Source organism: Paraburkholderia sp. (assembly GCF_024281035.1).
Taxonomy (GTDB): domain Bacteria; phylum Pseudomonadota; class Gammaproteobacteria; order Burkholderiales; family Burkholderiaceae; genus Paraburkholderia.
The window spans coordinates 1-24,024 of record NZ_JAMXLH010000017.1 but is presented as its reverse complement, the minus strand read 5'-3'; the positions used below and the strand labels follow the sequence as shown (position 1 = coordinate 24,024).

The 24,024-nt window shown below is 59.8% G+C and carries 24 protein-coding genes, 3 tRNA genes and 1 pseudogene; 11 read left to right on the top strand and 17 right to left on the bottom strand.

The window, feature by feature from the left end; genetic code table 11:
• Window positions 1–48: 48 nt before the first annotated feature.
• The 8 genes from mobV to rph all read right to left on the bottom strand — a co-directional run bounded on the left by mobV (window position 49) and on the right by rph (window position 7,209).
• On the bottom strand, window positions 49–792 hold the full coding sequence (gene mobV, locus Q0L30_RS04440; protein ID WP_296651700.1) for a MobV family relaxase: 744 nt from the start codon (window positions 790–792) through the stop codon (window positions 49–51).
• A gap of 138 nt (window positions 793–930) precedes the next feature.
• Window positions 931–2,298 (bottom strand): RelA/SpoT domain-containing protein, encoded by a 1,368-nt coding sequence (locus Q0L30_RS04435; RefSeq protein WP_296651698.1) that lies wholly within the window; start codon window positions 2,296–2,298, stop codon window positions 931–933.
• 110 nt (window positions 2,299–2,408) lie between these two features.
• Window positions 2,409–2,597 carry a hypothetical protein gene (locus Q0L30_RS04430; RefSeq protein WP_296651694.1) on the bottom strand — a complete coding sequence of 63 codons (189 nt, stop codon included), beginning with the start codon at window positions 2,595–2,597 and terminating at the stop codon, window positions 2,409–2,411.
• Window positions 2,598–2,696: 99 nt separating this feature from the next.
• Window positions 2,697–4,370 carry a site-specific integrase gene (locus Q0L30_RS04425; RefSeq protein WP_296651692.1) on the bottom strand — a complete coding sequence of 558 codons (1,674 nt, stop codon included), beginning with the start codon at window positions 4,368–4,370 and terminating at the stop codon, window positions 2,697–2,699.
• Window positions 4,371–4,476: 106 nt separating this feature from the next.
• Window positions 4,477–4,566 (bottom strand) — tRNA-Ser (locus tag Q0L30_RS04420).
• 54 nt (window positions 4,567–4,620) lie between these two features.
• Complete coding sequence (hemW, locus tag Q0L30_RS04415) at window positions 4,621–5,838, bottom strand: radical SAM family heme chaperone HemW (protein ID WP_296651690.1); 1,218 nt, start codon at window positions 5,836–5,838, stop codon at window positions 4,621–4,623.
• Window positions 5,835–6,476, bottom strand: coding sequence for an RdgB/HAM1 family non-canonical purine NTP pyrophosphatase (rdgB, locus tag Q0L30_RS04410; protein WP_296651687.1), 642 nt, complete (start codon window positions 6,474–6,476; stop codon window positions 5,835–5,837). Before rdgB ends, hemW begins: the two co-directional genes overlap by 4 nt.
• Window positions 6,469–7,209: a ribonuclease PH gene (rph, locus tag Q0L30_RS04405; RefSeq protein WP_296651684.1), complete on the bottom strand. Its 741-nt coding sequence runs from the start codon at window positions 7,207–7,209 to the stop codon at window positions 6,469–6,471. The genes rdgB and rph overlap by 8 nt, the downstream gene beginning before the upstream one ends.
• A 370-nt stretch (window positions 7,210–7,579) precedes the next feature.
• Here rph and Q0L30_RS04400 point away from each other — a divergent pair, with 370 nt between their 5' ends.
• The 5 genes from Q0L30_RS04400 to Q0L30_RS04380 all read left to right on the top strand — a co-directional run bounded on the left by Q0L30_RS04400 (window position 7,580) and on the right by Q0L30_RS04380 (window position 12,563).
• A complete protein-coding gene (locus Q0L30_RS04400; RefSeq protein ID WP_296651681.1) occupies window positions 7,580–8,515 on the top strand; it encodes a YicC/YloC family endoribonuclease in 936 nt (311 codons plus the stop codon).
• 14 nt (window positions 8,516–8,529) lie between these two features.
• Complete coding sequence (gene gmk, locus Q0L30_RS04395; RefSeq protein ID WP_296651679.1) at window positions 8,530–9,222, top strand: guanylate kinase; 693 nt, start codon at window positions 8,530–8,532, stop codon at window positions 9,220–9,222.
• Between the two features lie 40 nt (window positions 9,223–9,262).
• The gene (rpoZ, locus tag Q0L30_RS04390; protein ID WP_293033117.1) at window positions 9,263–9,466 is read left to right on the top strand and encodes a DNA-directed RNA polymerase subunit omega; all 204 of its coding nucleotides are present in this window, start codon (window positions 9,263–9,265) and stop codon (window positions 9,464–9,466) included.
• An 89-nt stretch (window positions 9,467–9,555) separates the two neighbouring features.
• Window positions 9,556–11,922, top strand: coding sequence for a bifunctional (p)ppGpp synthetase/guanosine-3',5'-bis(diphosphate) 3'-pyrophosphohydrolase (locus Q0L30_RS04385; RefSeq protein WP_296651672.1), 2,367 nt, complete (start codon window positions 9,556–9,558; stop codon window positions 11,920–11,922).
• A gap of 152 nt (window positions 11,923–12,074) precedes the next feature.
• Window positions 12,075–12,563: a phage protein NinX family protein gene (locus Q0L30_RS04380; protein WP_296651670.1), complete on the top strand. Its 489-nt coding sequence runs from the start codon at window positions 12,075–12,077 to the stop codon at window positions 12,561–12,563.
• Window positions 12,564–12,626: 63 nt separating this feature from the next.
• On the opposite strand, the gene Q0L30_RS04375 is transcribed toward Q0L30_RS04380, so the two are convergent.
• Together Q0L30_RS04375 and Q0L30_RS04370 are read right to left on the bottom strand one after the other, a co-directional pair.
• A tRNA-Arg gene (locus tag Q0L30_RS04375) sits at window positions 12,627–12,703 on the bottom strand.
• A gap of 70 nt (window positions 12,704–12,773) precedes the next feature.
• Window positions 12,774–12,850 (bottom strand) — tRNA-Arg (locus tag Q0L30_RS04370).
• A 117-nt stretch (window positions 12,851–12,967) separates the two neighbouring features.
• Between Q0L30_RS04370 and greB the strand changes: the two genes are divergently transcribed.
• Window positions 12,968–13,531, top strand: coding sequence for a transcription elongation factor GreB (gene greB, locus Q0L30_RS04365; protein WP_296651667.1), 564 nt, complete (start codon window positions 12,968–12,970; stop codon window positions 13,529–13,531).
• A gap of 92 nt (window positions 13,532–13,623) precedes the next feature.
• Here the strand turns inward: greB and Q0L30_RS04360 are convergent, their stop codons facing one another.
• Both Q0L30_RS04360 and Q0L30_RS04355 read right to left on the bottom strand, forming a co-directional pair.
• Entirely contained in the window at window positions 13,624–14,820 is a 1,197-nt protein-coding gene (locus tag Q0L30_RS04360; protein WP_296651665.1) for a porin, read from the bottom strand.
• A gap of 570 nt (window positions 14,821–15,390) precedes the next feature.
• On the bottom strand, window positions 15,391–15,600 hold the full coding sequence (locus Q0L30_RS04355) for a hypothetical protein (protein ID WP_296651717.1): 210 nt from the start codon (window positions 15,598–15,600) through the stop codon (window positions 15,391–15,393).
• Window positions 15,601–16,013: 413 nt separating this feature from the next.
• On the opposite strand from Q0L30_RS04355, the gene Q0L30_RS04350 reads away from it, so the two are divergent.
• Window positions 16,014–16,217, top strand: a complete 204-nt coding sequence (locus Q0L30_RS04350) for a cold-shock protein (protein WP_293041260.1) — start codon at window positions 16,014–16,016, stop codon at window positions 16,215–16,217.
• Between the two features lie 277 nt (window positions 16,218–16,494).
• A complete protein-coding gene (locus tag Q0L30_RS04345; protein WP_296651660.1) occupies window positions 16,495–17,652 on the top strand; it encodes an exonuclease domain-containing protein in 1,158 nt (385 codons plus the stop codon).
• A 29-nt stretch (window positions 17,653–17,681) separates the two neighbouring features.
• Here the strand turns inward: Q0L30_RS04345 and Q0L30_RS04340 are convergent, their stop codons facing one another.
• From Q0L30_RS04340 to Q0L30_RS04325, 4 genes are all read right to left on the bottom strand, one after another.
• Window positions 17,682–18,272 (bottom strand): chorismate mutase, encoded by a 591-nt coding sequence (locus Q0L30_RS04340; protein WP_296651657.1) that lies wholly within the window; start codon window positions 18,270–18,272, stop codon window positions 17,682–17,684.
• A 208-nt stretch (window positions 18,273–18,480) separates the two neighbouring features.
• A complete protein-coding gene (locus Q0L30_RS04335; protein WP_296651655.1) occupies window positions 18,481–18,630 on the bottom strand; it encodes a hypothetical protein in 150 nt (49 codons plus the stop codon).
• Window positions 18,631–19,643: 1,013 nt separating this feature from the next.
• Entirely contained in the window at window positions 19,644–20,108 is a 465-nt protein-coding gene (locus Q0L30_RS04330) for a hypothetical protein (protein WP_296651653.1), read from the bottom strand.
• Between the two features lie 34 nt (window positions 20,109–20,142).
• Complete coding sequence (locus Q0L30_RS04325; protein WP_296651651.1) at window positions 20,143–20,511, bottom strand: antibiotic biosynthesis monooxygenase; 369 nt, start codon at window positions 20,509–20,511, stop codon at window positions 20,143–20,145.
• Window positions 20,512–20,604: 93 nt separating this feature from the next.
• Between Q0L30_RS04325 and Q0L30_RS04320 the strand changes: the two genes are divergently transcribed.
• Window positions 20,605–21,117: a MarR family winged helix-turn-helix transcriptional regulator gene (locus tag Q0L30_RS04320; RefSeq protein ID WP_296651647.1), complete on the top strand. Its 513-nt coding sequence runs from the start codon at window positions 20,605–20,607 to the stop codon at window positions 21,115–21,117.
• A 284-nt stretch (window positions 21,118–21,401) separates the two neighbouring features.
• Here the strand turns inward: Q0L30_RS04320 and Q0L30_RS04315 are convergent.
• Window positions 21,402–21,653: pseudogene (locus tag Q0L30_RS04315) on the bottom strand (tyrosine-type recombinase/integrase); the annotation flags it as partial.
• 265 nt (window positions 21,654–21,918) lie between these two features.
• Between Q0L30_RS04315 and Q0L30_RS04310 the strand changes: the two are divergent.
• Complete coding sequence (locus tag Q0L30_RS04310; RefSeq protein WP_296651645.1) at window positions 21,919–22,338, top strand: hypothetical protein; 420 nt, start codon at window positions 21,919–21,921, stop codon at window positions 22,336–22,338.
• 891 nt (window positions 22,339–23,229) lie between these two features.
• Window positions 23,230–23,775 carry a DUF3916 domain-containing protein gene (locus Q0L30_RS04305; RefSeq protein WP_296651642.1) on the top strand — a complete coding sequence of 182 codons (546 nt, stop codon included), beginning with the start codon at window positions 23,230–23,232 and terminating at the stop codon, window positions 23,773–23,775.
• Window positions 23,776–24,024 lie beyond the last annotated feature (249 nt).

Here is a 24,024-nt window from a genome sequence, read left to right as displayed (position 1 = left end):
GGTGTGGCGTTTGGGGACCGCTGCGAAAGTAGGCACGGCGTCTGTCGGTCAGGACTTCTCCCGCCCGGCCGGCATCCCTGGTTGCCGCTTTGGACGCATAAGACCTAACTCGATAGCGGCCTGTGGTGCGTGCTCGATGAGCGCACTGGCAATTCGCTTCGTTACGCTCGTCATCCCAGACAGCCTCTTGCTGGTTGCCTCCAGGGTGGCCTCCATAGTGGTTTGCTGACCGTACCACCGGCGAACGTCCTGATGCTTGGCCTTGCTCTTCTCTATGCCACGTTCAAAACCGTGTGCTCGGCCAACCTGCCGTGCGAAGTCCGTCTGCATTTCCGACAGGGCTTTCGAACCGCCTAGGTACGCTCGGCAATTGAGCCGGCCGCGACCGTCGATGGGCACTACATAGGCATACATGTGGGGAGTGCTTTCATCGCGATGCACTCCCGCATAGAACACGTTCTCAACGCCATGTCTCGCCCGAATCCAGTCCAGCGCGTCGGCGAAATACGCATCCTGCTGCGCGCGAGTTTTCGAGTGCATCGCATCTGGACTTCCGGCGACGAGGTATTCGACAGCCAGCACCGCATTCGACCGCACCTTGCCGATGGTCGCGAGACGGGAGTTGAACGCTTCAAGCGCCTCGGTCGCAGACGACGCGCCATAGTGGCTGTTCTCGGCCGTCCTGGCTGCATCAGCGTTCGGCGTGTCGTTGTCGCGGTAAGCGTGCGCGACGGATCGCCGAACGCTTGTCACGGTCTTGAGTTTCGTCACTCGGAGAATCGCATAGGCCATTGATTGGCTAAAGTGAGTTGAACACCATCGTGTATAGCAGATTTCGAAGGATGTTCAGCGATGTGGACTCACTACACAATTTCGACGAAATTGTCGTTCGCCGCCGCTGTTGCGGCGGTCATCCTAACAAACTATTTATTATACATATTGCTCGATTTCAGATTTTTTCTGAATGCTGAGAGAAATCCCGCTGTTCAATGACGAAATCTGTACCAAACCGCGCTCTTGAAGGGAGCGAATTGAGGAATCAAATGTAAGAACATTTTTGCAAAAATGGTTGCCTAAGGTATCAATCGAAACTGTCTTTTTGCCCCAAAAACGCCGTCGATGCAAAGTTGCCAGAATCTGTCTGGCGCCAATATCTATGTCAATTTTCCTGCTGAACCCGACGATGGATGTGTCGAGGTTTTCAAGGATGTTCTGGTAACTTTCAATGCCGAAATAGTGGCTGTGAGTCTGTCTAACTGTAGCTACTTCAGATGAGCCGACGAGTACAACTTCATAACCCGCCTCGACGGGAAACATTTTCTCGTACCTAATATAAGCGTTGACAGCATCGCTCGGATTTCGACTGACAATATCCCAGCTGACGAAGGCGCCCGCATTCCAGTCAAAAACGAGAATCCAGTTGTTAAGCCCTGCCGGATTCTTGTTTTCCTTTTCTGTTAGGGTTTTGATGATGTCTTCATTGACGAAGCTGTCGAATACCTTATATCGGTCTGACTGTTCGATGACCTGTTCGCACTCGCCACGAAGCTCGTCTACCTTCAGTCTCTTATCAAGTGAAGGCTCGCGGCCAGCCTCAATCTCGTAGAAAACGTCAGATAAATTTTTAAAATATCCAATAACTCGCTCATCACCTTCGCCCTCCTTTAAATGATGGCCGTAGATAACAGATGTTCGTTCAATACTTTCTGACCAGTAGTGTTGAATTCTGCTCCGAATTTGGAGTTCGAGGTGTACTCCACCGCGCTTTAAAATTATATGAAGAGACCGGTATCCTGTGTAATCTCGACCGAGCTCTCTATAATCTGTGACCCGGTCAATGGTAAACACATTTTGGGATTTTACGGTTTCGGTTAAATATTTTTGAAGCCTGTCAACATCAGAGTTTTTTTGAACTATTATTCGACACCCTCCAATATCTTGCAATTGAGTCAGGCGCACGCTCAATCTGTTGAGTTTTCTGATGATTTGCGGCTTTCTTTTGAGGCGCTGAGCGATGTAGTACTGGGCACCGTAATTGCTCAGAAGATGCTGAAGCTCAAGCGTCGTCTCAGACAGCGGCTGCAAATGAGATTTGCGGTATTCATCAAACACATCCTCTAGCTCAATGTATTCGGCTTCGTCACGATATTTATTTTTCGCGAGTGCAAGTCCTGCTCGGTCAATCTTTGATTTTGAAATCATGGCCTTAGGCGGAGTGTCGCGATGGTTGTTGTGATGTTTTTTCCAGGCTTTGGCCAAAATTTTGTACCCCCGATATCTTGAAAACAGATTGGCCAATGTGCCGATGTGCGAACTGCGGCCTAAGCTTATCTCAAAAAAACGGATAAATGTGTGGATGAGATTGGTTTGAACTCATGGGGCTGTGTAGACCATGAGAAGAGCATGCGTTATGCCGTCGGCATGGTCATGGCGACGAGAAAATTGCTGAGCAGGGCGACTGCCAGCAGAGGCATGCTGACAGCCTGAACGGGCGGAAACAGCAGACTCCCGAGACCGATTTCCAGTACCGACATCAAGACCGCAGCGGACAAGCTCAGGCCGGTATGCCGGATGGTCTTGTAGGTGAGTGGGGACATGTTGCGAACTCCATAACGCGGCCGAAGTGGCCTGCACGTTACGTATAGCTCGCGGACGACTCATGATTGCCCATGGCCGGTAGCGTTGCTCCAGCGGAATTAGGCTAGAGCGACGCGACTCTTGCCTTTCTTGTCGCTCCCTGAGGCGGAACGAACCCCATACGGCAGTGGGCGGCCGATTTCCATGTCTACTACGATCCGCGCTATCTCGGACGCCTTTGTCTCCACGCTAAAGCCAGTCCCGTATGTGTCGCCAACGGTTTGCTTCGCGTGCCCGGTTAGCGCCTGATGTACATCGCGCGGAATCAAGGCGTTCCGGCACAGGTCTTTGAACGTGTGACGGAAGCTATGAAATACCTTGGACGCGGGCAGCTTCAAAGTGTCATGTAGCCATCGATTGAACCAGCGGCCGAGCACCTCGCTGTCAGCCGCTTTTGTCGATTTGGAAGCCATGTGAGGCCAGAGGGTTGCGTGACCGGCCTTGCGGATGCTCTCTACGTAGTCGAGCCATCCGAGTTCAATGAGCTTGGGGTGTAGCGGGACCTCGCGCACGCTGCTCGGGTTCTTCGCCTGGCGGATGCAAATTCGCGGGCACCCTGTAACGAGAACATCAGCGGGGGTGAGGCACCCCAATTCGTCAAGTCGAGCACCCGTAAAGAGAGCGAGCAGAGGCAGCCATACACGGGCGTAGTAGCCGCCACCGCCGGATACCTTCGTGACGGCTACCAAGCCGTCCGGGCCGAAGATGCGCCGCAAATCATCGAGCTCGAATGGGAGCCGACGATGCGCGCTTTCAACGCCGATTTTGGCCGCGAGCCTCGCATAGTCGTAGCCAGCGAATGGGTTGTTAGGGAGCAGTTCATCCTTGACAGAAGCAGAGAAAATAGCCCCTACCAAGGTGCCTTTCTTTTCCAAGGTGCGGGAGCCGTTGTTCCGGCTATCGCGCTCGAAACGAAGCCACTCGGTTACGTCGGCTTTTCGGGCCTCGTGCGGTAGGCGACCCTTCAAGAACGCTTGAAACGCCCCCAGGAACTGTTTGGCTTCAAACTCCGTCTGCGGTGCCCGTTTCCGGTCCGACTGCCAGTGCGTGAGCAATGCTTCCCATCCGAATGGCGCGGCTGAGGGGTCAGCGGAAACCTCCCGTGCCGGACGCAATCGGGGGCCGATTTGGGGGCTCGGAACCAGTTCTCCCCGCTGCCGCCTCAGCAGAATATCGTTGACCTGCTGCTGGGCTATGAGGAACTCGTATCCAAGACGTCGCCGTTCTTCCGGCGGCACGTCGAGCTGATAGCCATAGCCTTCGAGCATTAGCTCAATGTCGACAAGCGGCGACTCAACGTCCCCGAGCGCAACTGCTCGTTGGAGTGTCGTGCGCTCCGCTTCGAGCGTCTTGCCCATTTCCTCCCATTCAGCCGGGGTAATTCCCTGAGCGCGCCAACGGGCGTCCTCTCGCAACTGACTCAGCCAGTAGTTCTTGAGTTGCTCAACGAGCTCACCGGTCACATGAGTGATTCGGACCTTGCGCTGCGCCACAGGATCGCCACCGTGACTGCGGATGGTGTTGGCGTGCGCGACTTCCGTCAGGCGTTCACGGATAGCAGCGATTCGAGTGAGTGTGTCGAGCTCCAACGCAGCGGCCTTGGCTTTTGCGATACGCAAGTCAGGCCCCAAGGACGCTTTGACTTCTCTCTTGCCGAATAGCTGACGACAGTCTGCGGGGATGACTTTCCGATACTGCCAACCGCTGGACGTTCTTCTGATGTTCGCGGGCATGTTCTGAGGCTCCTGCGCCTCATCTCGCCGCTTTGTACCGCGCTTTTGTACCAAGACCCTCTCCCTAGTCGTTGTATTGTAGGGGAATAAGGGTTTGTGGCGGTTCTGGCGGAGGCGGTGAGATTCGAACTCACGGAAGGGTTACCCCTTCGCCGGTTTTCAAGACCGGTGCATTCAACCACTCTGCCACACCTCCGAAGCCGCGCATTGTAACTCAAAAGCAGGCGCTGCCAGCAGCCTGCGCGTTGCGTTAGCTAGCGTCCTTGAGAAACATTTCCTGCAGATCGTTCAAAAAGCGTTGCCCGAGTTCGGTCGGCGCAATTCTCTCGTAATCGCGGCTGATGAGCCCGCGCCGCTCGGCCTCTTCGAGCGCCGGTTCGATCGACGTCATCGAGAGCCCGGTCGACTCGACGAAGCGATACACCGGGAAACCTTCCACGAGCCGCAGCGCGTTGAGCATGAACTCGAACGGCAGATCGCGCGGGCCGACCTCGTGCTCCTCCTGCACCGCCGTGCCTGCGCGCGCGTGCTCGATGAACGTCGTCGGATGCTTGTAGCGCGCCTGGCGCACGATGCGGTTCGGAAACGACAGTTTCGTGTGCGCCCCGGCGCCGATGCCGAGGTAATCGCCGAAGCGCCAGTAATTGAGGTTATGGCGGCATTGCCGGCCCGGCTTCGCGTACGCCGACACCTCGTAGCGTTCGTAACCCGCTTGCGCCGTGCGCTCATGAATCCACTCCTGCATGTCGGCGGACTGATCGTCGTCGGGCAGCGGCGGCGGAAACTTCGCGAATAGCGTGTTCGGTTCGAGCGTCAGGTGATAGAGCGACAGATGCGGCGGCGCGAACGAGAGCGCCGTGTCGATGTCCGCCTGGCATTCGGCGAGCGTCTGCTTCGGCAGCGCGTACATCAGGTCGAGGTTGAAGTTGTCGAAGGTCTTCGCCGCGACTTCGACGGCGTGACGCGCCTGCGCCGCATCGTGGATGCGCCCGAGCGCCTTCAGGTGCGCTTCGTTGAAACTCTGGATGCCGACTGAAAGCCGGTTCACGCCGCTCGCGTGGAACTGCGCGAACTTGTCGGCTTCGAACGTGCCCGGGTTCGCTTCGAGCGTGATTTCGGCGTCGGCGTCGAGCGGCAGCAGTGCGCGCACGTCCGAGAGCAGCCGGTCGAGCCCCGCCGCCGAGAGCAGGCTCGGCGTCCCGCCGCCGATGAAAACACTGTGCACCTGGCGGCCCCAGATCAGCGGCAGCGACTGTTCGAGGTCGGCGCGCAGCGCGTCGAGGTATTCGTTCTCGGGAAAGCGCTCGCCTTTCCATTCGTGCGAATTGAAGTCGCAGTACGGACACTTGCGCACGCACCACGGGAAATGCACGTAGAGCGAGAGCGGCGGCAGCGAGGTCAGCCGGATGCTGCCCGGCATCGAGAACGCCTGGATCACGCGGTTACCGGTTTCATGTGCCTGGCTCATGCGTCCTCCCTGAGTCGTGCGAGCAGTTGCTTCAGCGCAATCGCCCGGTGGCTCGATGCGTTCTTCACGGCCGGATCGAGTTCGGCGGCGCTCGCGTTCAGCGCCGGCAGGAAGAAGTACGGGTCGTAGCCGAAGCCGTTGGCGCCGCGCGGCGCATCGAGCACGATGCCGTGCCAGCGGCCTTCGGCGATGAGCGGCTCGGGGTCGTCCGCGTGGCGCACGAGCGCGAGGACGCAGCAGTAGTACGCGCGGCGATCCGCGTGGTCCTTCAGGCGCTCGACGAGCAGCGCGTTGTTCGCCGCGTCGCTCTTTTCGCCGCCGGAGAGCTGCGCGTAGCGCGCCGAATGCACGCCAGGCGCGCCGCGCAGCGCGCGCACGCACAGGCCGGAATCGTCGGCCAGCGCGGGCAGGCCGGTCAGCTGCGCCGCGTGGCGCGCCTTGGCGAGCGCGTTTTCGACGAAGGTCGGATGCGGCTCCTGCGCCTCGGGCACGTTGAATTCGCCCTGCGGCACGAGCTCGATGCCCGCCGTCGCGAAGAGCGCTGCGAACTCGCGCAGCTTGCCCGCGTTGTTCGACGCGAGCACGACGCGTGCGAGCGCGTCAGCGGTCACAGCGGTCATCTCGCGCGTCTCAGCCATGCACGCTCTCCAGCACGGCCTTCTGCTTGTCGACGAGCGTGCGGATGCCGCTTTGCGCGAGGTCGACCAGTGCGTCCATTTCGGCGCGCGAGAAGGGCGTGCCTTCAGCCGTGCCCTGGATTTCGACGATGCCGCCCGAGCCGGTCATCACGACGTTCATGTCGGTGTCGCACTGCGAGTCTTCGGCGTAGTCGAGGTCGAGCACCGGCGCGCCTTCGTACATGCCGACCGAGATCGCGGCTACATAGTCGGTGATCGGCGAGCGCTCGATGCGGCCCATCGCGAGCAGCTTCGACACCGCGTCGTGTGCGGCGACGAATGCGCCCGTGATGCTCGCCGTGCGCGTGCCGCCGTCGGCCTGGATCACGTCGCAGTCGAGGTTGATCGTGCGCGCGCCGAGCGTTTCGAGGTCGAACACGGCGCGCAGCGCACGGCCGATCAGGCGCTGGATTTCCTGGGTGCGGCCCGTCTGTTTGCCGCGCGCGGCTTCGCGGTCGCTGCGCGTGTGGGTGGCGCGCGGCAACATGCCGTATTCGGCGGTGAGCCAGCCCTGGCCCTTGTCGCGCAGGAACGGCGGCACGCTCTCGGAAACACTCGCGGTGCACAGCACCTTCGTATCGCCGAATTCGACGAGCACCGAACCTTCGGCGTACTTCGTATAGTGGCGGGTGATGCGGACGTCGCGAAGCTGGCTGGCGGGGCGGCCGCTCGGGCGCTGGATGGTCTGGGTCATCGGTGGGGCGTGCGCGCAGGCACGAAGCAGGGAGCGAAACGCTAATTTTACCGTCGGATGCGCCGCATGCGGGCGATGCCCCTGGCGGCAGCGTCGCCGTGCGCTTGTGAGTCGCCTGTGGGACGCTTCTGCGCCGCTTCTGAGTCGGTCGTGAGCCGCTTCTGAGTCGATCGTGGGCCGCTCGTGAGCCAGTTGCGGAGCGGCAGTCCGCGATGTCGCACCGGATGCCGCCCCGGATGTCGGTGCAGCCAAAAATGGGATAATGCGCTTTCTCCGCCCCGCGTCATCTCCAACACGCCGGGCGCCTCGATCCCTCCGCCGTGTCCCGTGCGTCGACGCGCGACGGCACGGCTTTATCGCGAGACGAACCATGATTTACAGCATGACCGGCTATGCCAGCGCCACGCGCGAGCTTGCGGCTGCCTCGGGCACTGGCGGCGCGAGCGTGTCCGTCGAATTGCGCACGGTGAATTCGCGTTTTCTCGACCTGAATTTCCGTATGCCCGAAGACGTGCGCGTCTGCGAGCCGACGCTGCGCGAAATGCTGATGACGAAGCTCTCGCGCGGCAAAGTCGATATCCGCATCAACGTGCAGCGCAGCGAGCAGGGCGCGAATGCGGGCGCGCTGAACCGCGATGCGCTCGATCAGCTCGCCGCGCTCGAACGCGCCGTGCTCGAAGCGTTCCCGGAGTCGGGCCATCTGCGTACCGGCGAAATCCTGCGCTGGCCCGGCGTGCTGGCCGAAAGCGGCATCGCACCCGAAGTGCTGCGCGACGCGGTGCTCGGCTGCGGCAAGCAGGCCATCGCCGACCTCATCGACGTGCGCGCGCGCGAAGGCGCGCAGCTTGCCGGCATGCTGCTCGCGAACGTCACCGAAATGGAGGCGATCGTTGCGAAGATCACGCCGCTCGTGCCCGAGCTGATCGTGAAGCATCAGCAGAAGATCGTCGAGCGGCTGCAGGAGGCGCTCGGCATTGCGGCGCCCGAAGCGAGCGGCAACGGCACGATCGGCGGGGTTTCGCGCGAGGAAATCGCCGAGCGCATCCGCCAGGAAGTGACGATGTACGGCATTCGCATCGACATCGCCGAAGAACTGTCGCGCCTCACGGCGCACCTGAACGAAACGCGTCACGTGATCGAGAAGGGCGGCAAGGTCGGCAAGCGTCTCGACTTCATGATGCAGGAGCTCAACCGCGAAGCGAATACGCTCGGCTCGAAGGCGGCGGCGAAGGAACTCGCCGATGCGTCGATGACGATCAAGCTTCTCATCGAACAGATGCGCGAGCAGGTCCAGAATCTCGAATGAAGGAAGCAACGAACATGACTGGTCAAAGCAGCGAAACGCAACAGCGCAATCCGTACGTGGGCGTCTATCCGGGCAACCTCTTCATGGTGGTGGCCCCGTCGGGCGCGGGCAAGTCGACGCTCGTGAATGCGCTGCTCGCCGAGGACAGTGCGATTCGTCTTTCGATTTCGTACACGACGCGTACGCCGCGCTCGAAGGAGCGCGACGGCGAGCATTATCACTTCACGACCGTGGCCGATTTTCTCAAGCGTCACGGCGAAGGCGAGTTCCTCGAAAGCGCCGAAGTGCACGGCAATTACTATGCGACGTCGCGCGTGTGGATCGAAGACCAGATGAAGATCGGCCATGACGTGCTGCTCGAAATCGACTGGCAAGGCGCGCAGCAAGTGAAGAAGCAGTTTCGCAACGCGGTGGAGATTTTCATCCTGCCGCCGTCGCTCGATGTGCTCGCCGATCGCTTGCGAAAGCGCGGCGAAGACGAGCCGAACGTCATCACGCGGCGCCTGCTCGCAGCGGGCAGCGAGATGGCGCATGCGAGCGAAGCGGAGTATGTCGTGATCAACGAAAACTTCGACCGCGCGCTGCAGGATCTGCGCAATGTCGTCAAGGCGACGCGTCTGCGTTTCGCGTCGCAATACGCGCGGCATACCGAGCTCTTCGTGGAGCTCGGCATCCACCAGACGCAGCCCGGCGCATCGGGCACATAAGGTAGAATAAGAACCTGCTGAGAATGAGAAGGAAACCGACATGGCCCGCATCACCGTCGAAGACTGTCTGAAACAGATCCCGAACCGCTTCGAACTGGCACTCGCCGCGACGTATCGCGCCCGCCAGCTCGCCCAAGGTCACACGCCGAAGATCGAGAGCCGCGACAAGCCCACGGTCGCTGCGCTGCGCGAGATCGCGGCCGGCCAGGTCGGCCTGGAAATGCTGAAAAAGGTGCCCGTCTAACGGCGCCTCGTACGCATTCCTGTTTGGCTAGTAAGTTGTTCCGCGCGCAGTTGCTTTAACGTCAACGCCAACCTGATACGGAGGGGAATATGAGCACCACACCCTCGCCGGCCACGGAAGTGGACCAGGAAGCCGAGACCGCGAGCCCTGCGCGCAATTACATCGACGCAGTTCTCGAACAGTCGTTCCGCCATCTGTTCGGACCGACTGCCACACCGGAGCAGCCCCGCAAGCACGGGGTCGTCTCCATCGCCAATCTGACCGCCGCGCTTTCCGGTTACCTCACACCCGAGGAAATCAAGGAAGTCAAAGCGGCGTTCCACTTCAGCGACGAAGCCCACCTCGGGCAGTATCGTCAGAGCGGCGAGCCCTACATCACGCATCCTGTCGCCGTCGCGGAAATCTGCGCGGGCTGGAAGCTCGACGCCCAGTCGATCATGGCCGCGCTGCTGCACGACGTGATCGAGGACCAGGGTGTGACCAAAGCCGAGATCGCCGAGCGCTTCGGCCCGAAGGTCGCGGAACTGGTCGACGGGTTGTCGAAACTCGACAAGATGGAGTTCCGCAATCGCGAAGAGGCGCAGGCGGAGAACTTCCGCAAGATGCTGCTCGCGATGGCGCGCGACGTGCGCGTGATTCTCGTGAAGCTCGCGGACCGGCTCCACAACATGCGCACGCTCGGTGCGGTGCCGCCCGAGAAGCGCCGCCGCGTCGCGCGCGAAACGCTCGACATCTACGCGCCGATTGCGCACCGGCTCGGTCTGAACAATACCTATCGCGAGCTGCAGGATCTGAGCTTCGCGAACTTCAACCCGCACCGCTACGCCACGCTCGAAAAGGCGGTCAAGGCAGCACGCGGCAATCGCCGCGAGGTGGTCGGGAAGATCCTCGAATCGGTGCAGCGCGCCATTGCCGACGCGAAGATCAACGCCGAAGTCACGGGCCGCGAGAAAACCATCTTCAGCATCTACAAGAAGATGCGCGACAAGCAACTGTCGTTTTCGCAGGTGCTCGACGTTTATGGTTTTCGCGTCGTGGTCGAATCGGCGCTCGAATGCTACACCTGCATCGGCGCGCTTCATGCGCTCTACAAGCCGGTGCCGGGCAAGTTCAAGGACTACATCGCCATTCCGAAGGTGAACGGCTATCAGTCGCTGCATACCACGCTGGTCGGCCCGTTCGGCGCGCCGATCGAGTTTCAGGTGCGCACGCGCAAGATGCACGAGATCGCCGAAGCGGGTGTGGCGGCGCACTGGCTCTACAAGAACGGCGGCGCCGATCTCAACGACGTCCAGAAGCGCGCGCACCAGTGGCTCAAGTCGCTGCTCGACATCCAGAGCGAGGCGGGCGATTCGAGCGAGTTCCTCGAACACGTCAAGATCGATCTGTTCCCCGACGCGGTCTACGTCTTCACGCCGAAGTCGAAGATCATGGCGCTGCCGCGCGGCGCCACGGCGCTCGACTTCGCCTATTCGATCCACAGCGACCTCGGTAACCAGTGCGTCGCCGTGAAGATCAACAACGAACTTCTGCCGCTGCGCACCGAGCTGAAGAGCGGCGATATCGTCGAGGTGATCACCGCGCCGTATTCCAAGCCGAATCCGGCGTGGCTCGGCTTCGTGCGCACCGGTAAGGCGCGTTCGGCGATTCGCCACTACCTCAAGACGATGCGCCTGACCGAGTCGGTGCAGCTTGGCGAGCGGCTCGTCGATCAGGCGCTCAAGGGCTACGGTTACCAGCTTTCGGACGTTACGCCGGAGGTCTGGGACAAGCTCGTGCAGTGGACCGGCAACAAGAACCGCCAGGAAATCTTCGCGGACATCGGCCTCGGCCGGCGCGTGGCAGCGGTGATGGCCAAGCGCATCGAAGTGCTGATGAGCGGCCAGGACGCCGACGACGACGAGCACCAGAATCCGCCGCGCGAGCAGAATGCACCGCACGCGCCGCCTGTGGTCATCACGGGCACCGAGGGCATGTCGGTGCAGCTGTCGGCGTGCTGTCGTCCGATTCCGGGCGACGACATCATGGGCTACATCGGCATCGGGCTCGGCATGGCGATCCATACGACCGACTGCCGCGTCGCGCAGCGCATTCACCGTCGCGACCCGGGGCGCTGGATCGACGTGGCCTGGGCGCCGCAGCCGGGGCGTCTGTTCGACGTCGCGGTGAAAGTACTCGTGAAGAACACCAAAGGCGTGTTCGCGCGCGTCGCTGCCGACATCACGTCGGCGGATGCCAACATCGTGCACATCGCGATGGACGACGACCTCGCGCAGGAATCGAACCTCCTGCGCTTCGTGATCCAGGTGAGCGATCGCCTGCACCTCGCGAATGTGATGCGCCGCGTGCGCACGAACCCGGATGTCATGCGTATTTCGCGCGAGCGTTCGAGCGACGAAGGTCACCATCGCCATGACGGCGGCATGCGGATCGAGCGCGAGCGCGCCGATTACTGATGCCCGCGTAAGCTCGCTACGGCACGATTGCCGCTTGGAACACATCTGTCTGGCCGGACTTTGAACGGCCTCACCGCGCGGGCAGGCTCTGCGGGTTGAGCATCGAGCCGCCGTCGGTCATCCCGTTCCCGATTCGACATGAGGGAGTAGCGATGAATGTAGCTGATCTCACCGGCATGACGCTCGATTACTGGGTCGCGCGCAGTCTCCATGATTTTGTCCGCGAGATCTATTTCACCGACAGCGGCACGAAGGTCGCCGTGCGCGGCAACGACCGCGGGCGGGCGTGGGACGGCCGCTTCACGCCGTCGACGTCGTGGGAAGCAGCGGGTGTCGTGCTGGAGCGCGCTCAGCGTTTCGAATTACGCGAGCGCCGTGAGGGGGGCGAGGCAGTTTGTGTCGCCGAGTTCGAGGGCAGTCACCGGATGGTCGAGGCACAGGGCGAGACGGTGCGTGTCGCGCTACTGCGCGCGTTCGTGAAGAGCCGTTTCGGCGATACGGTGTCTGAAATGCTGCGTCAGCCACAAGCGCTGAACGGCCCGTGTGCCGAGCAGGTGGGCGAGCCGAGTGCTGTCGGCGATGTGGAAGATCTGCCGCGCCCGGATGCCCGGATCGGCGATATCGGCACGTCACCGCGCTAACGGGCAGGGCACGCCAGAAGAACAAAGGGCCTTCCTGACTGATCAGGAAGGCCCTTCGAGAGATGGCGCGGCTGGCAGGATTCGAACCCACGACCCCTTGGTTCGTAGCCAAGTACTCTATCCAACTGAGCTACAGCCGCACACTGAAACGGTACTACGTACTTCTGTAAAGCGAAAGCGCCTTCAAAAACTGAGAGCACTTGAATTAAGTGGTGCGGCTGGCAGGATTCGAACCCACGACCCCTTGGTTCGTAGCCAAGTACTCTATCCAACTGAGCTACAGCCGCACGCAGAAGAGGGATTATAGCAGAGCTTCAAGAAAAGGGAAGGGTTTTGGTGTGGGTTGTCTTGCAGTGCGCTTCGTATAACCTCAAGATATGTTGTCCGTACCGCAGTGGCTCATCATGAACAAGGCATTTGTAAAAGAATCGTCCGATGACGACGATGACGATCTCGAAGGCGGTCTGCCCGAGATTCCCCCAGGAGCGAAAAACTACATCACGCCCGCTGGCTACCAGCGTATGCGCAGCGAACTGCTGCATCTGATCGACGAGGACCGCCCCGAGGTGGTCAAGCTCGTATCGTGGGCCGCCTCGAACGGCGATCGCTCGGAGAACGGTGATTACATCTACGGGAAGCGTCGTCTGCGGGAGATCGACCGGCGTATCCGTTTTCTTACCCGGCGGCTCGATCTGGCCGAGGTGGTGGACAGCAGCCGCCAGGAAAACACGGACCAGGTGTTCTTTGGTGCAACTGTCGAATACGGCACCCAGGACGGCGAAGTGCATACGGTGACGATTGTCGGAATCGACGAGGTCGATCTCGATCACGGGCACGTGAGCTGGATTTCACCGGTGGCGCGGGCGTTGCTCAAGGCGAAAATCGGCGATCAGGTGACGCTGCATACACCCGCGGGTGCGGTGCCCATCGACGTGCTCGACGTGCACTATCCGGCGCCGGGCGGTTGAGCGGCGCACGTCGCGCGTTTTGCACACAGCAATAGAAAAAGGCGCCGCAAGCGGCGCCTTCTTCAACTGCAATACTGCCAGCAGGGTGCTTCTTAGAAGCGGTGACGCATACCGACCGTCACAGCGATCTGGTTTTGCGTCGTCGACGCCGAGCTCAGGCCGTTCAGGTAAGCGCCGACTTCCGAGTTCGACGAAACGTGCTGCCAGTTGCCTTGCAGGTACACGTCGGTGCGCTTCGAGAGCAGGTAGTCCGACTGCAGCGAAACCGTGTTGAAGTTCGGGTTCACGCCGCCGCCCAGGTTCGCGCGGGTGTACGTGTATGCGCCAGCCAGGCTCAGGGCCGGCGTCAGAGCGTAGCGGACGTTGCCTTCAAAGTTCTGGAAGCGTGCGCTGTTCGCGCCGAAGGCGACGCCGCCATTCGTTGCGTTGCCCCTGCCCGATTGCGTACCCGAAATGCCGCCGCCGGCTGCGTCGGACAGGTTCGTCTGCGTGTACACGAAGCCTGCCGTTGCCGGGCCGAACGCGTAGTTCAGGCCAGCGCCGAACGTGCGTTGACGGCCTGCCAGGAACGTCCATTCGCCGGTTTGTGCGCCCGCGCCGCCCGAACCCGTGAAGCTGCTCCCATTCGTCAGGTTGTTGGCGAAGGAGGCCGACGCGACGTCGTTGTTCAGCTGGAGGTAGCCTGCAGCAACGTTCAACGGACCGTAGTTATACGTTGCGCCGAAGCTGTACGCACGGTTGTTTGCGAACTGGGTGCTGTTCGAGAACGAGTACGTGCCGCCGAACTTGAAACCCGAGTAGTTGATGCTCGAGTACTTGATCGTGTTGTTGAAACGGATCGAGTTGTTCAGGTTGTCGTTGTCGAACGGGTGTGCAGCGATCGTGCCGCCGTATTGCGTGCCGGTGTTCGACAGCGGTGCCAGGTAGTCAACGACGCTGTCGTACTGACGGCCGAGGGTCACGGCGCCGAACTGGTCGCTTGCGAGACCGACGAATGCCTGACGGCCGAACATGCGGCTCGACTGGCCGGACGTGCCGTTGGCGATGTTGAAGCCGTTCTCCAACGTGAAGATCGCCTTCAGGCCGCCGCCGAGGTCTTCAGCACCGCGCAGGCCCCAACGGCTGCCGTTGACCGTGCCGCTCTTTTCTTGCCAGGCGCTGTGGCCGTTCTGGTTGTTCGTGTAAGTGATGCCGGCGTCGATCAGGCCGTACAGCGTCACGCTGCTTTGTGCGTGCGCAGCCGTTGCAAAAACGCCCGCAAGGGCAGCGACCAAGAGAGTCTTTTTCATCTTTGTAAACTCCGAGAACAGTATGGGTTTCGGGGAACCCAGGCTTGTGGAAACCGCCCACGCGAGTGGTATCGACAGCTGATACTGCGTGGGTATTAGTCCGCCGAAATCGGTTTCCGGACAGGCAGAGTGTAGAGAGGGGGCTTTGAAACGGGTGATTTCGATTCACGCAATAAAATATTGCGCTATACGAAATTATCCGGCGGATCGTGGTGAGCCTTTACTGGCAAAGGCTTTGGGAGCCATCGGTCCCCAGCGGGGGGAGGGTGTCAACCGCGTGGCGTTGTGCGATTGCTACACCAAATGATGCGGAAGAAAGGCCGCAAATGGGAGTCGGAATCGATTATTGCGACCCATGTAACAGATGATTGTGTTCCATATGCTTAATACACAACGATGGCAGCGTCTATACTGAAGACGCTGCTTTTCGAAGCAGACTTTTTCGTTGACGAAAAAGATCTCCAAACCTTTGTTGCGCGGCCCAAAGCCGCGCTTTTTTTTGGGGCGCGCACGGCTCATCCGCTGCTTTCCAGCCTTCGTTGCGATTTGTACGGGGTTCGGCGCAGTGACTTACTTGACGCTCGCGCCGTGCGGCTGCGGCTCGTCTTGCGCAGTCCAGTCTTCCATCACGTAATGGCGTGCGTCCATCGGGGAACACAGCAGGTTGTGCCAGTGGTCGCCGTGCCACGAACCGTAAGTGTCGAGTTCGCCAGGTACGCGAGGCGTAACGTCGTCGGTTTGCACTAGCCATTTCAACCAGCGATGCAGGCTCGTCAGCATGATGCTCTCCTGATACGCGCTAACTGTATTGATACTGGTTTGAATGTTTTGCTTTAACAACCGGGAAAAACACTTACGTTTGACACTAATTGTTACACACAGGGAATTTTTTCCGCTGAAGAATTATTTGAAGATGGATCGGGTAAAAATGACGCAAATCGGCACAGGTCATCTTTGATGCGTATTTTTTGCATCAATATTGATGCGCGCTGGTTTTATTCGCGGATCGGAAGATCGTTTATAAAAAATTCGCTTGACTGGTGATTGATCTTCAATTTATAACGGCAAGGCTGATTTTCCTGCTGTGCTCAATATCCTGGCGGCGCGCTGCGATTGCGGTGGGGTAGGGGTCGGTTGGCTTACGGCGTGAGGATTAATTCCTGCGTCATCAAAATTTCGAGGGAAACTGAAACATGGAAACCGGTATCGTCAAATGGTTCAATGATGCGAAGGGTTTTGGCTTTATCACGTCTGACGCCGGCGGCGACGATCTGTTCGCGCACTTTTCTGAGATTCGCGCCGACGGCTTCAAGTCGCTGAAGGAGAATCAACGCGTCACGTTCGACGTCAAGATTGGCCCGAAGGGCAAGCAGGCGGCAAACATCCAGCCGCTGTAATTGTCTGTGACGTAAAGTCGCCTCGCGTCTGTAGTATGAAGAAAGCCCTGGTAAATCCAGGGCTTTTATTTTATTGATGTATTGTTTTGGTGCGTTAAATATCATCGTAATAATCGGTTGAGTAGTTTGCTTTTGCGCAATCGGGTAAACACCGGACCTCAATGCGCGGATCGCCTCGCAAATGAATCCATGCCGCGCCGCTCAGGTAAACCAGGCAATCTGCGCATGAACAGGGCATACTTCGCCTGTTTCCTCTATTCAGTCTTGCCGTTTCACCATGTTCGACACTCATTTGAGCCCCGGCGCGGCGCAGGCCGATGTTCCCATCGTTTTCGTGGACCTCGAGACGACGGGCGGTTCCGCCAGCGAGCACCGGATAACCGAAGTGGGCATTGTCGAGGTGGCGGCAGGCCAGGTGGCTCGCTGGAGCACGCTGGTCGATCCCCGGCAGACGATCCCGCCGTTCATTCAGCAGCTCACCGGCATCACCAATGAGATGGTGCGGGGCGCGCCCACCTTCGACGAAATCGCGCCTGCGCTTTTCCAGCGCCTCGCGGGCAAGCTGTTCATCGCCCACAACGCGGCATTCGATCGCGGTTTTCTGCGCGTGGAGTTCGAACGCGCCGGTTACTCGTTCAACCCCGATGTGCTGTGTACCGTGCGTCTTTCGCGGGCGCTCTTTCCTGGTGAAAAGCGGCATGGTCTCGATGCGCTCGTTGAGCGGCACGCGCTCGTGCCGTCGGACCGCCACCGCGCGCTCGCCGATGCCGATCTGATCTGGCAATTCTGGCAGCAACTCCCGACGCTCGTACCCGTGGCGACGCTGGAAACGCAGATCGAGCGGCTGACGCGCCGCCATCGCCTCGCCGGCGACATCACCGACGAGCTGATCGATACCGCTCCGGCCGGCCACGGCGTCTACGCCTTTTATGGCGAAAACGATGCGCCGCTCTACGTGGGGCGCAGCGTGCGCGTGCGTCAGCGCGTCCGTGCGCATTTGTCGGGCGAGCGGCGCTCGTCGCGTGAGCAGCGTCTGGCGCAGCAGGTTCGCCGAGTCGAGTGGCGCGCGACGGGCGGCGAGATTGGCGCACTGCTTGTCGAGGCCCAATGGGTCGCCGCTCTTCGGCCCGTTTTTAACCGTTTGCCGCGTGTGGCGAAGCACGATCCGCAATCGGCGCCCTGGCCGTTCGAGGGAGCGGTGCTGGTGGAGGAGCGTGATGCGGCGGACGGTTCGGCCGTCCTGCATCTGATCGACCGGTGGTGCTATCTGGGCGCGGCGGCCAGTATTGGCGAGGCGGTCGCGCTCGCGCGCGCAGCGGGCGAGTCGCCGTTCGAAATCTCGACGTGGCGCATTTTGCAGAGTCGCCTCGAACGCGGTTTGCGCGTGCAACCGCTGGCGGCGTGTGGAACGGACGGTACCGCGACGGTTGCGTGACCGGTTCGTTGGTTGGGTGCGCGTGACGGCTACGCCGTTGCGCCCACGCCGCCCGCCGTGCAGACGTGTTCAAGCGCCTGACTCATCGCCTCGGTGCGGGCCGAGTCATAGCGCGTCAATTGCTTCCAGTTCGCGATCGATCGCGCCACGCGCGCCGGGCAGTCGGCTGATGCGCGCAACGGCTGCACGCGCGCAAGCGCACCGACCAGCTGTCCGGTGAGCCGGTCGAGCTGCGGGCGCGTCACGGTCGCGAGATCGGGCGCCTCGCCGCTCGGGCCTTGCGATGTGCGCCACGTCTCGAACAAGCTCTTCTGCACCTGCGTACTGGCATCGATCTGATCGCGGAAGAACGTGCGCGCGAAAGCGGGATCGACGCCCGCTGCCGACGCGCGCTTCTGCACATCGTCGAGTAGCGCGGCTTCGCGCGGCGCGTCGGTGATCGGCTTGTGATGCTCCCACTTCCAGTGCGCGACCGGCTCCGCCAAAGTCAGTCGTTGCGACACGAGCGCAATCAGGTTGGTCAACGCGGTGTCGTCGCCGTCTGCGCGGGCGCTGGAAAGGGGGAGTGCAAACAGCAATGCGGCGGCGCAGCACGCGCTCGTGCGAACGATGACATTCATATTGGAGATAAAGCGGGCAGACCCGGAGCGCAAAAGCGAAGAATAGCTGGAATTGGCGCGGATGCGGCTAATTGCGCGATGGAGCAGGGCGCAACGCCAACGTTGTGCGCCCGGTCAGGCGCGTACTGGCGGGTGGCTGCTTGAATGACGCGCAGCGGGCGGCGCGAGCCTCGTGTCTCGTCCCCCGCCGACGTGTGTGGGATCCCCGTTATTTCTGGTCGTGTGCCTTGCGTTGCTCGTCGAGAAACGCCCGCACGTGTGCGGGCAATTCATCGCCGAGGAACTCGACGGCCACCGGTTCCGGATCCGGGCTGCATACTTGGTCCGGGGCCGGGATGCTGGGCGGTTTGGCGTCCATGATCTTTCTCCTGTATGAGTCGATTATCTGACTCGGCACTTCAATCGCGCTAGCCGTCGTCACCGTAACAGTGCTTTTCGCGCACGCGTGTTGCTTTCACCGCACAACGACACATTGGAATAAGAGTCCCGGAATATAATTGGCCGGTTCCATTCCCTTCCTGCAAACGCGCGGGAGCGTTCCTTCGTCGTTCTGATCATCCCTTCGGGAACCCTCCACACGAGGGGCTCCGCACCGTTCTTCATTTGCTCCAGCCTGTCTGCCGCCTGCCGCGCCTCGACGCAATGCGTAGCGTTGATGCCTTGGTGCGCCCTGTGGCCAGGCCTGTTGGCTCAACGGATGATTATTCGTTGGCGTTGACGCTAAAAGCATTAATTCTGTCTTTAAAAACTTTCGAAAAATCGTAGGCGCTCGCCCAGTTGATTTATTGGGCGACGAAAAGTCAATCTATACGATTTATTGTGCGGTGCGCAAAAGCGAGCGCGATGACGAAGCGGATCGTTCGGACCGCTTGCTGATTTCCCGTTGCCGTTTGCCGTTTGCGTGTCGGCAGACCATGGCGCAGGTGCGCGCCGAGTCCCGGCATGGTTCGCCGGTTGTGTAGCCTGGTCGTGCTGCCTGGTTGTGTAGTCTGGTAATGCAGCCAGAAAGCAAAAAGCCCAGTCGCGAGGACTGGGCTTTTGCCTGAAACCTGTTGGAAAGAGGAATCGGAAAAGTGCTGAAAGGTGTTGCCGACTGGGAATATACAAGTCGGCTTGTGATTTCATACCCCCAGTCGTACCCCCAAAGTTACTCCTAGGCGCTTACTTATCTCATCTTGCTGAGTTACGGTGGCTCTGTTCGCCCCGCGTTTGCTCATATCAATGTTAGGACACACCGAACAGCCGTAGCCGACCCCGTTCCTGCCCTTCAGTTAGATCGAACGGACGCCGCGTCCCAACTCCAAAGCGGCCGTTCTGCCTCCCGCCGTGTTGTGGGAACAAACGGGTGAACGTCACGGGCAACAAAGAAAGTTATTGGGGACGGCTCGCCTTCAGCGGTAACGAGCGCAGCTTCCCTTTCAGCTTCAGTCCGTCTCGCAAGTTCAAGCCGAGCAGCATGATGTTCACTAGTCCGACGATCAGTTCCAGCATCTGGACAGCGTAGAAGGCGGCATCAAATTCGTTGGCTCTCGCCCTTGAAGCCAGGAACATCGCGGACGGAATCAGGATAAGAAGTCCGTTGGCAGCGATGAAAGGTATGCGCCGCTTCTTCGTATTCACTAGCCGGCCCGATCGCCCTTTCGAAAGAGCGAAGCCCGAACCGCCCGCAGCTGCCAACGCCGGTACCAGCAGCAAGAATCCCCAAGGGATTGCCATCTTAACCACGACGACGGTTGCCCGCGACGCGAACATTTCCGTGAGGGCGGTCGATAGCCAGAATGTCGCGATCGTGAACAGTGCGATTACGCCGGCAACCCGATGGACGATCTTGGTCATGTTGTTTTCCTTCAGTGACTAGCTTCGGTCCGTATCAGGCGACGCAAATCCCTGGCACGGCGATCTTTTGGAAAAGGTGCGGCATCGCGACGGCTGAGGCTGGATAGTGTGAAAGCCTTGCCTTGAATTCCGGATGTGTGAAGGCGGCCCGAAAGTGCTCGGTCGACTCCCAAACTGCGTAGTTCAAAAAAGTCGCGCTGTCGCCGATCGCGCGGTGCAGTTGGGTCGAGATGAACCCGGGCTGCCGCTTCATGAACTCGGCATCGTCTTGCCACGCATCCAACAAGGCTTGTACGTCGGCCTTGTCCAACGTGAATACGTTGATCAGCACGACTGGCCCTACGTCAACAGCTAGCTGGCGTTCAATCGGAAAAGAAGGATCAAGAGGGCGAAGCACCGACATGGCAGCCTCCGTTCTAAATGGATGTATGATGTCAAATCGACATTTAAATCATAGTTATTTGACATCATGATGTCAACACGAGCGGATGCTGACATGAAGAAGCTCAAACAAACGCCAGCCACCGATGCGGTGACTGCTCTCATCCTGTCTGTGTTCCGGTTCAACAACGCGCTGTTGAGATCTGGTGACCAGTTGGTTGCGCCGCTTGGCCTGACGAGTGCCCGCTGGCAGGTCCTCGGTGCGGTTGTGTCCGCCGAGCGCCCGCAGCCCGTGGCCTGGCTGGCGAGGGACCTCGGTGCGAATCGACAGAACGTGCAGCGGATCGTCAACGACCTGGAAGCAGCCGGGCTGGTGGGATTCGAGACCAATCCACACCACCGCCGTGCTCAACTTGTCGTTCTCACGGGGAAGGGGCGGGAAGTATTCGCCGCTGCCATGCATCTTCAGATCCCGTGGGCCGACCGCCTTTGCGCGGATATTCCCGTCAAGGATATCGAAGCTGCTCATGAGGTCGTCACAATGCTGCAACGAAGGCTCGATCAAGCCGAGAACGGCGACGAAGTTTTCCCGCCCGAGCGCTCAGCACGCCGACCGCCTGCCAGATAGCACAATGGACGCCTCTGTGAAGACTACCTTTGCTTGTCGAAGGATGGCGTGGGCGCGTGGTGACTAGCCCATACATAGCTGCTCTGGACACTCGAACTCATCTGCTTCGGGAGAAAACGCGGAGGCGTGTTTTGATGATTCTTCGACCGCGCCGAGTTCCATGCAGTGAGAATCTATTCGTGGAATTGATGGTCCGCAGTGCACCGGCGACCGGTCATCCACCGGCGCGATGCGAACGTCTCGTCATGGCCGGTCAGCGTCCGCTCGCTAACCGGCCTGCGAAGCTAGACCTCTGTCTGTTCCGCCATTTCAAGCGCGTCATCTACCTCGATGCCAAGGTAGCGGACCGTGCTTTCAAGTTTCGTGTGGCCGAGCAACAATTGGACAGCCCGGAGATTTTTCGTGCGGCGATAGATCAACGACGCCTTGGTCCGGCGCATCGTATGGGTACCGTAAGCGGTGTCGTCCAGGCCGATTGACGCGATCCACCGATGGACCAGCCGAGCATATTGGCGTGTCGACAGGTGCGGGGATGTTCGGCCACATCCGGCCGTTCGACATACCGGCGTAAATCCCCGACAATTTGGCGAATTCACACCCTGGAAGCCGAGCGATGAAATGCCGGATATGTGGGCGAGCACTCGATCAGCCCGACGACCCCTTGTCGATGAACTGTGGAGGTGACTGCTGGGGTTGCGTCGGCGAGATTGAGGCCGATCTAGGCAATGCGGAATCGATCGTGCAGGTCTGAGAAGAACACGTTCGGGGACTTCGCCCGGGATGGATTGACCCGGCGAAGTAGTGACCACCAATCTCCTGTTGGGGTCACGGTCGGCCAGAAGGCGTCGTTCGACACTGCGCCCCAACTCATCGACAATTCCATCCATCTTTACTGAGTTGGAGGCACGAGTGAATCGATTTCGACGTGCAGATCCCTTGCCAAAGCAAATGCAGGGGCACTGGGTCGGTGTAGACGATCCGGCTTCAGAGTTGATTGTTGATGGCGGTGAGATTATTTGTTTTGGGACGATCGTGAACTACGACCACAAAGAGGTAGTCCAGAAGGACGGTGCCTTGACCGTCAGTCTGGGCATCGACGATGACTCAAAGCTAGATGCGTTCCAACGAGCGAATATCACGGGCCTTGTTCTCACGCCAGAAGGACAGTTTCACGCGTATAACGTGAAATTCGCGCTCCAATTCGTACGACCTGTTTCTTGATAGGCGCGAGTCGACCATGAACGGTCGCTCAACGCGTCGTCCTAAATCGCCGACAATCCGACGGTGGAGCATCAATAGGGGATTGAGAGATGGGTTCATGGGTTCGGTGCAAGTGTGATCGACTCGTTCATAAGAACCTGTTCTGCGGAACAGGCATATCGTTGCTTGCGACGGAAGAATTCCTTGATTCAAACCACGAGGGAAGAAGCGCAGATGATCTGATCTCCGATCTCGTTCGGCGGTCTGACCTCCTTCTCACCTGCGGAAACTGCGGCCGGAAAATCTTAGTGAGGGAGACAAAAGACGTATTCGAGGTCCGGTTCTTCAAACCAGAACAAGAGGAGTAAGCACGAATTGGCGCCGGTTCGCTCCCGGTCGACCGGGAGGGAAGTGGCATTCCAAAGTCGGCCAGGAGCAGCCGGTCGACGCCATCGCTCAGATCGTCAACAATATTGTCCAACGCGCCCGCGCTCATATGAACGGTAGGTTATGGATGCTCAGCACGTCTTTTCTGGCTTCGGTATAGAAATATTGCGGCGCTCTGATCGCTACGTTCTTCGGTATGACGCGGGTGAGCTAGTAGTTCAGATGCGAGAACTCGAGATTTCCGCCGAAGACGCCCTTCTGGCCGCGCAGAGCGAACAGTCCGCGTATGAGGTAATCCTTAGGCTCACGTCCGCGGACGGAGAGCATCGTTGATGCTACCGATCGGCCACAAGCAGCCGTTCGACGTCGTCGCCCGGATCGCGGACAATGGTCTATGCGGTCGACTGGCCCGGCGCAAGTATCGGACACGTCCAATCGCCGCCTTGATGGAGGCCGTCGACTGCCAGCCATGGTCAGTCGTTTCGATATCGACGCCTGAGTCCTGATAATCCGTGAAAGGCCGAAATGCACTCCCCCAGAAGACTCGCCTCGCCTGATAAGAAGCTCCGTGGCATTTCCCGTCGGCTCCGCGCCATCCAGCACTGGCCGGGGACGCTCTCGAACGTTGTTCCAGCCGACGTCTGGATCTGGAACGAGCCATACTGGAATTGGAAAATCCCGGTGCAATCCAGCCTTGTTCAAGGGCGATATGCCACCCCTGCTACGCGTCGCGCGTGTGCGCAGGGGCTGATAAACGCATCCGCATCGCTGCTCGCGCGTAAGCCCGCCAATGCAAGGTCGGCACGGGTCACGTGCGCAATCTGCCTTCCAGCCATGTTCATGAGCGAAGTATGCATCTACCTCGATGACGACTACTTCGGGGCCCACGTCGACGAAGCTGCGAGCATCTTCGGCGACAGGAGCCTGATACGAGGCCGCACCTTATCCAGTGAATGGGCGTTGAGCGTGCCGCCTGGTATGTCCGAGTTGGGTATCACCATCAGAAGCACTGACGACGATGATCGTCCGTTCATTTGGGAGTGCTGGTACTTTGGCGAAGTGGTGCGATGAAGCGCAAGCGTACCGTAAGACTGCACTAGCAGGACGCTTAGTCTGCCGCTCGGCGAATGACCGTTATGGGCGAAACTGAAGGACTGCTCAGGGTCGGCTACGGCCGACGGCATCGGGCAGTAGTCGGCCATGAGCCGCTGTTCGCGGCCTGCAGGCAGACGACTGCCGAAACGCCCAAAGCGGACGTCCCTCAGTCTGTTGGCGCCTTCACGTGTCGAGCTATATCTGAAAGTCGCATTTTCGCAAGAC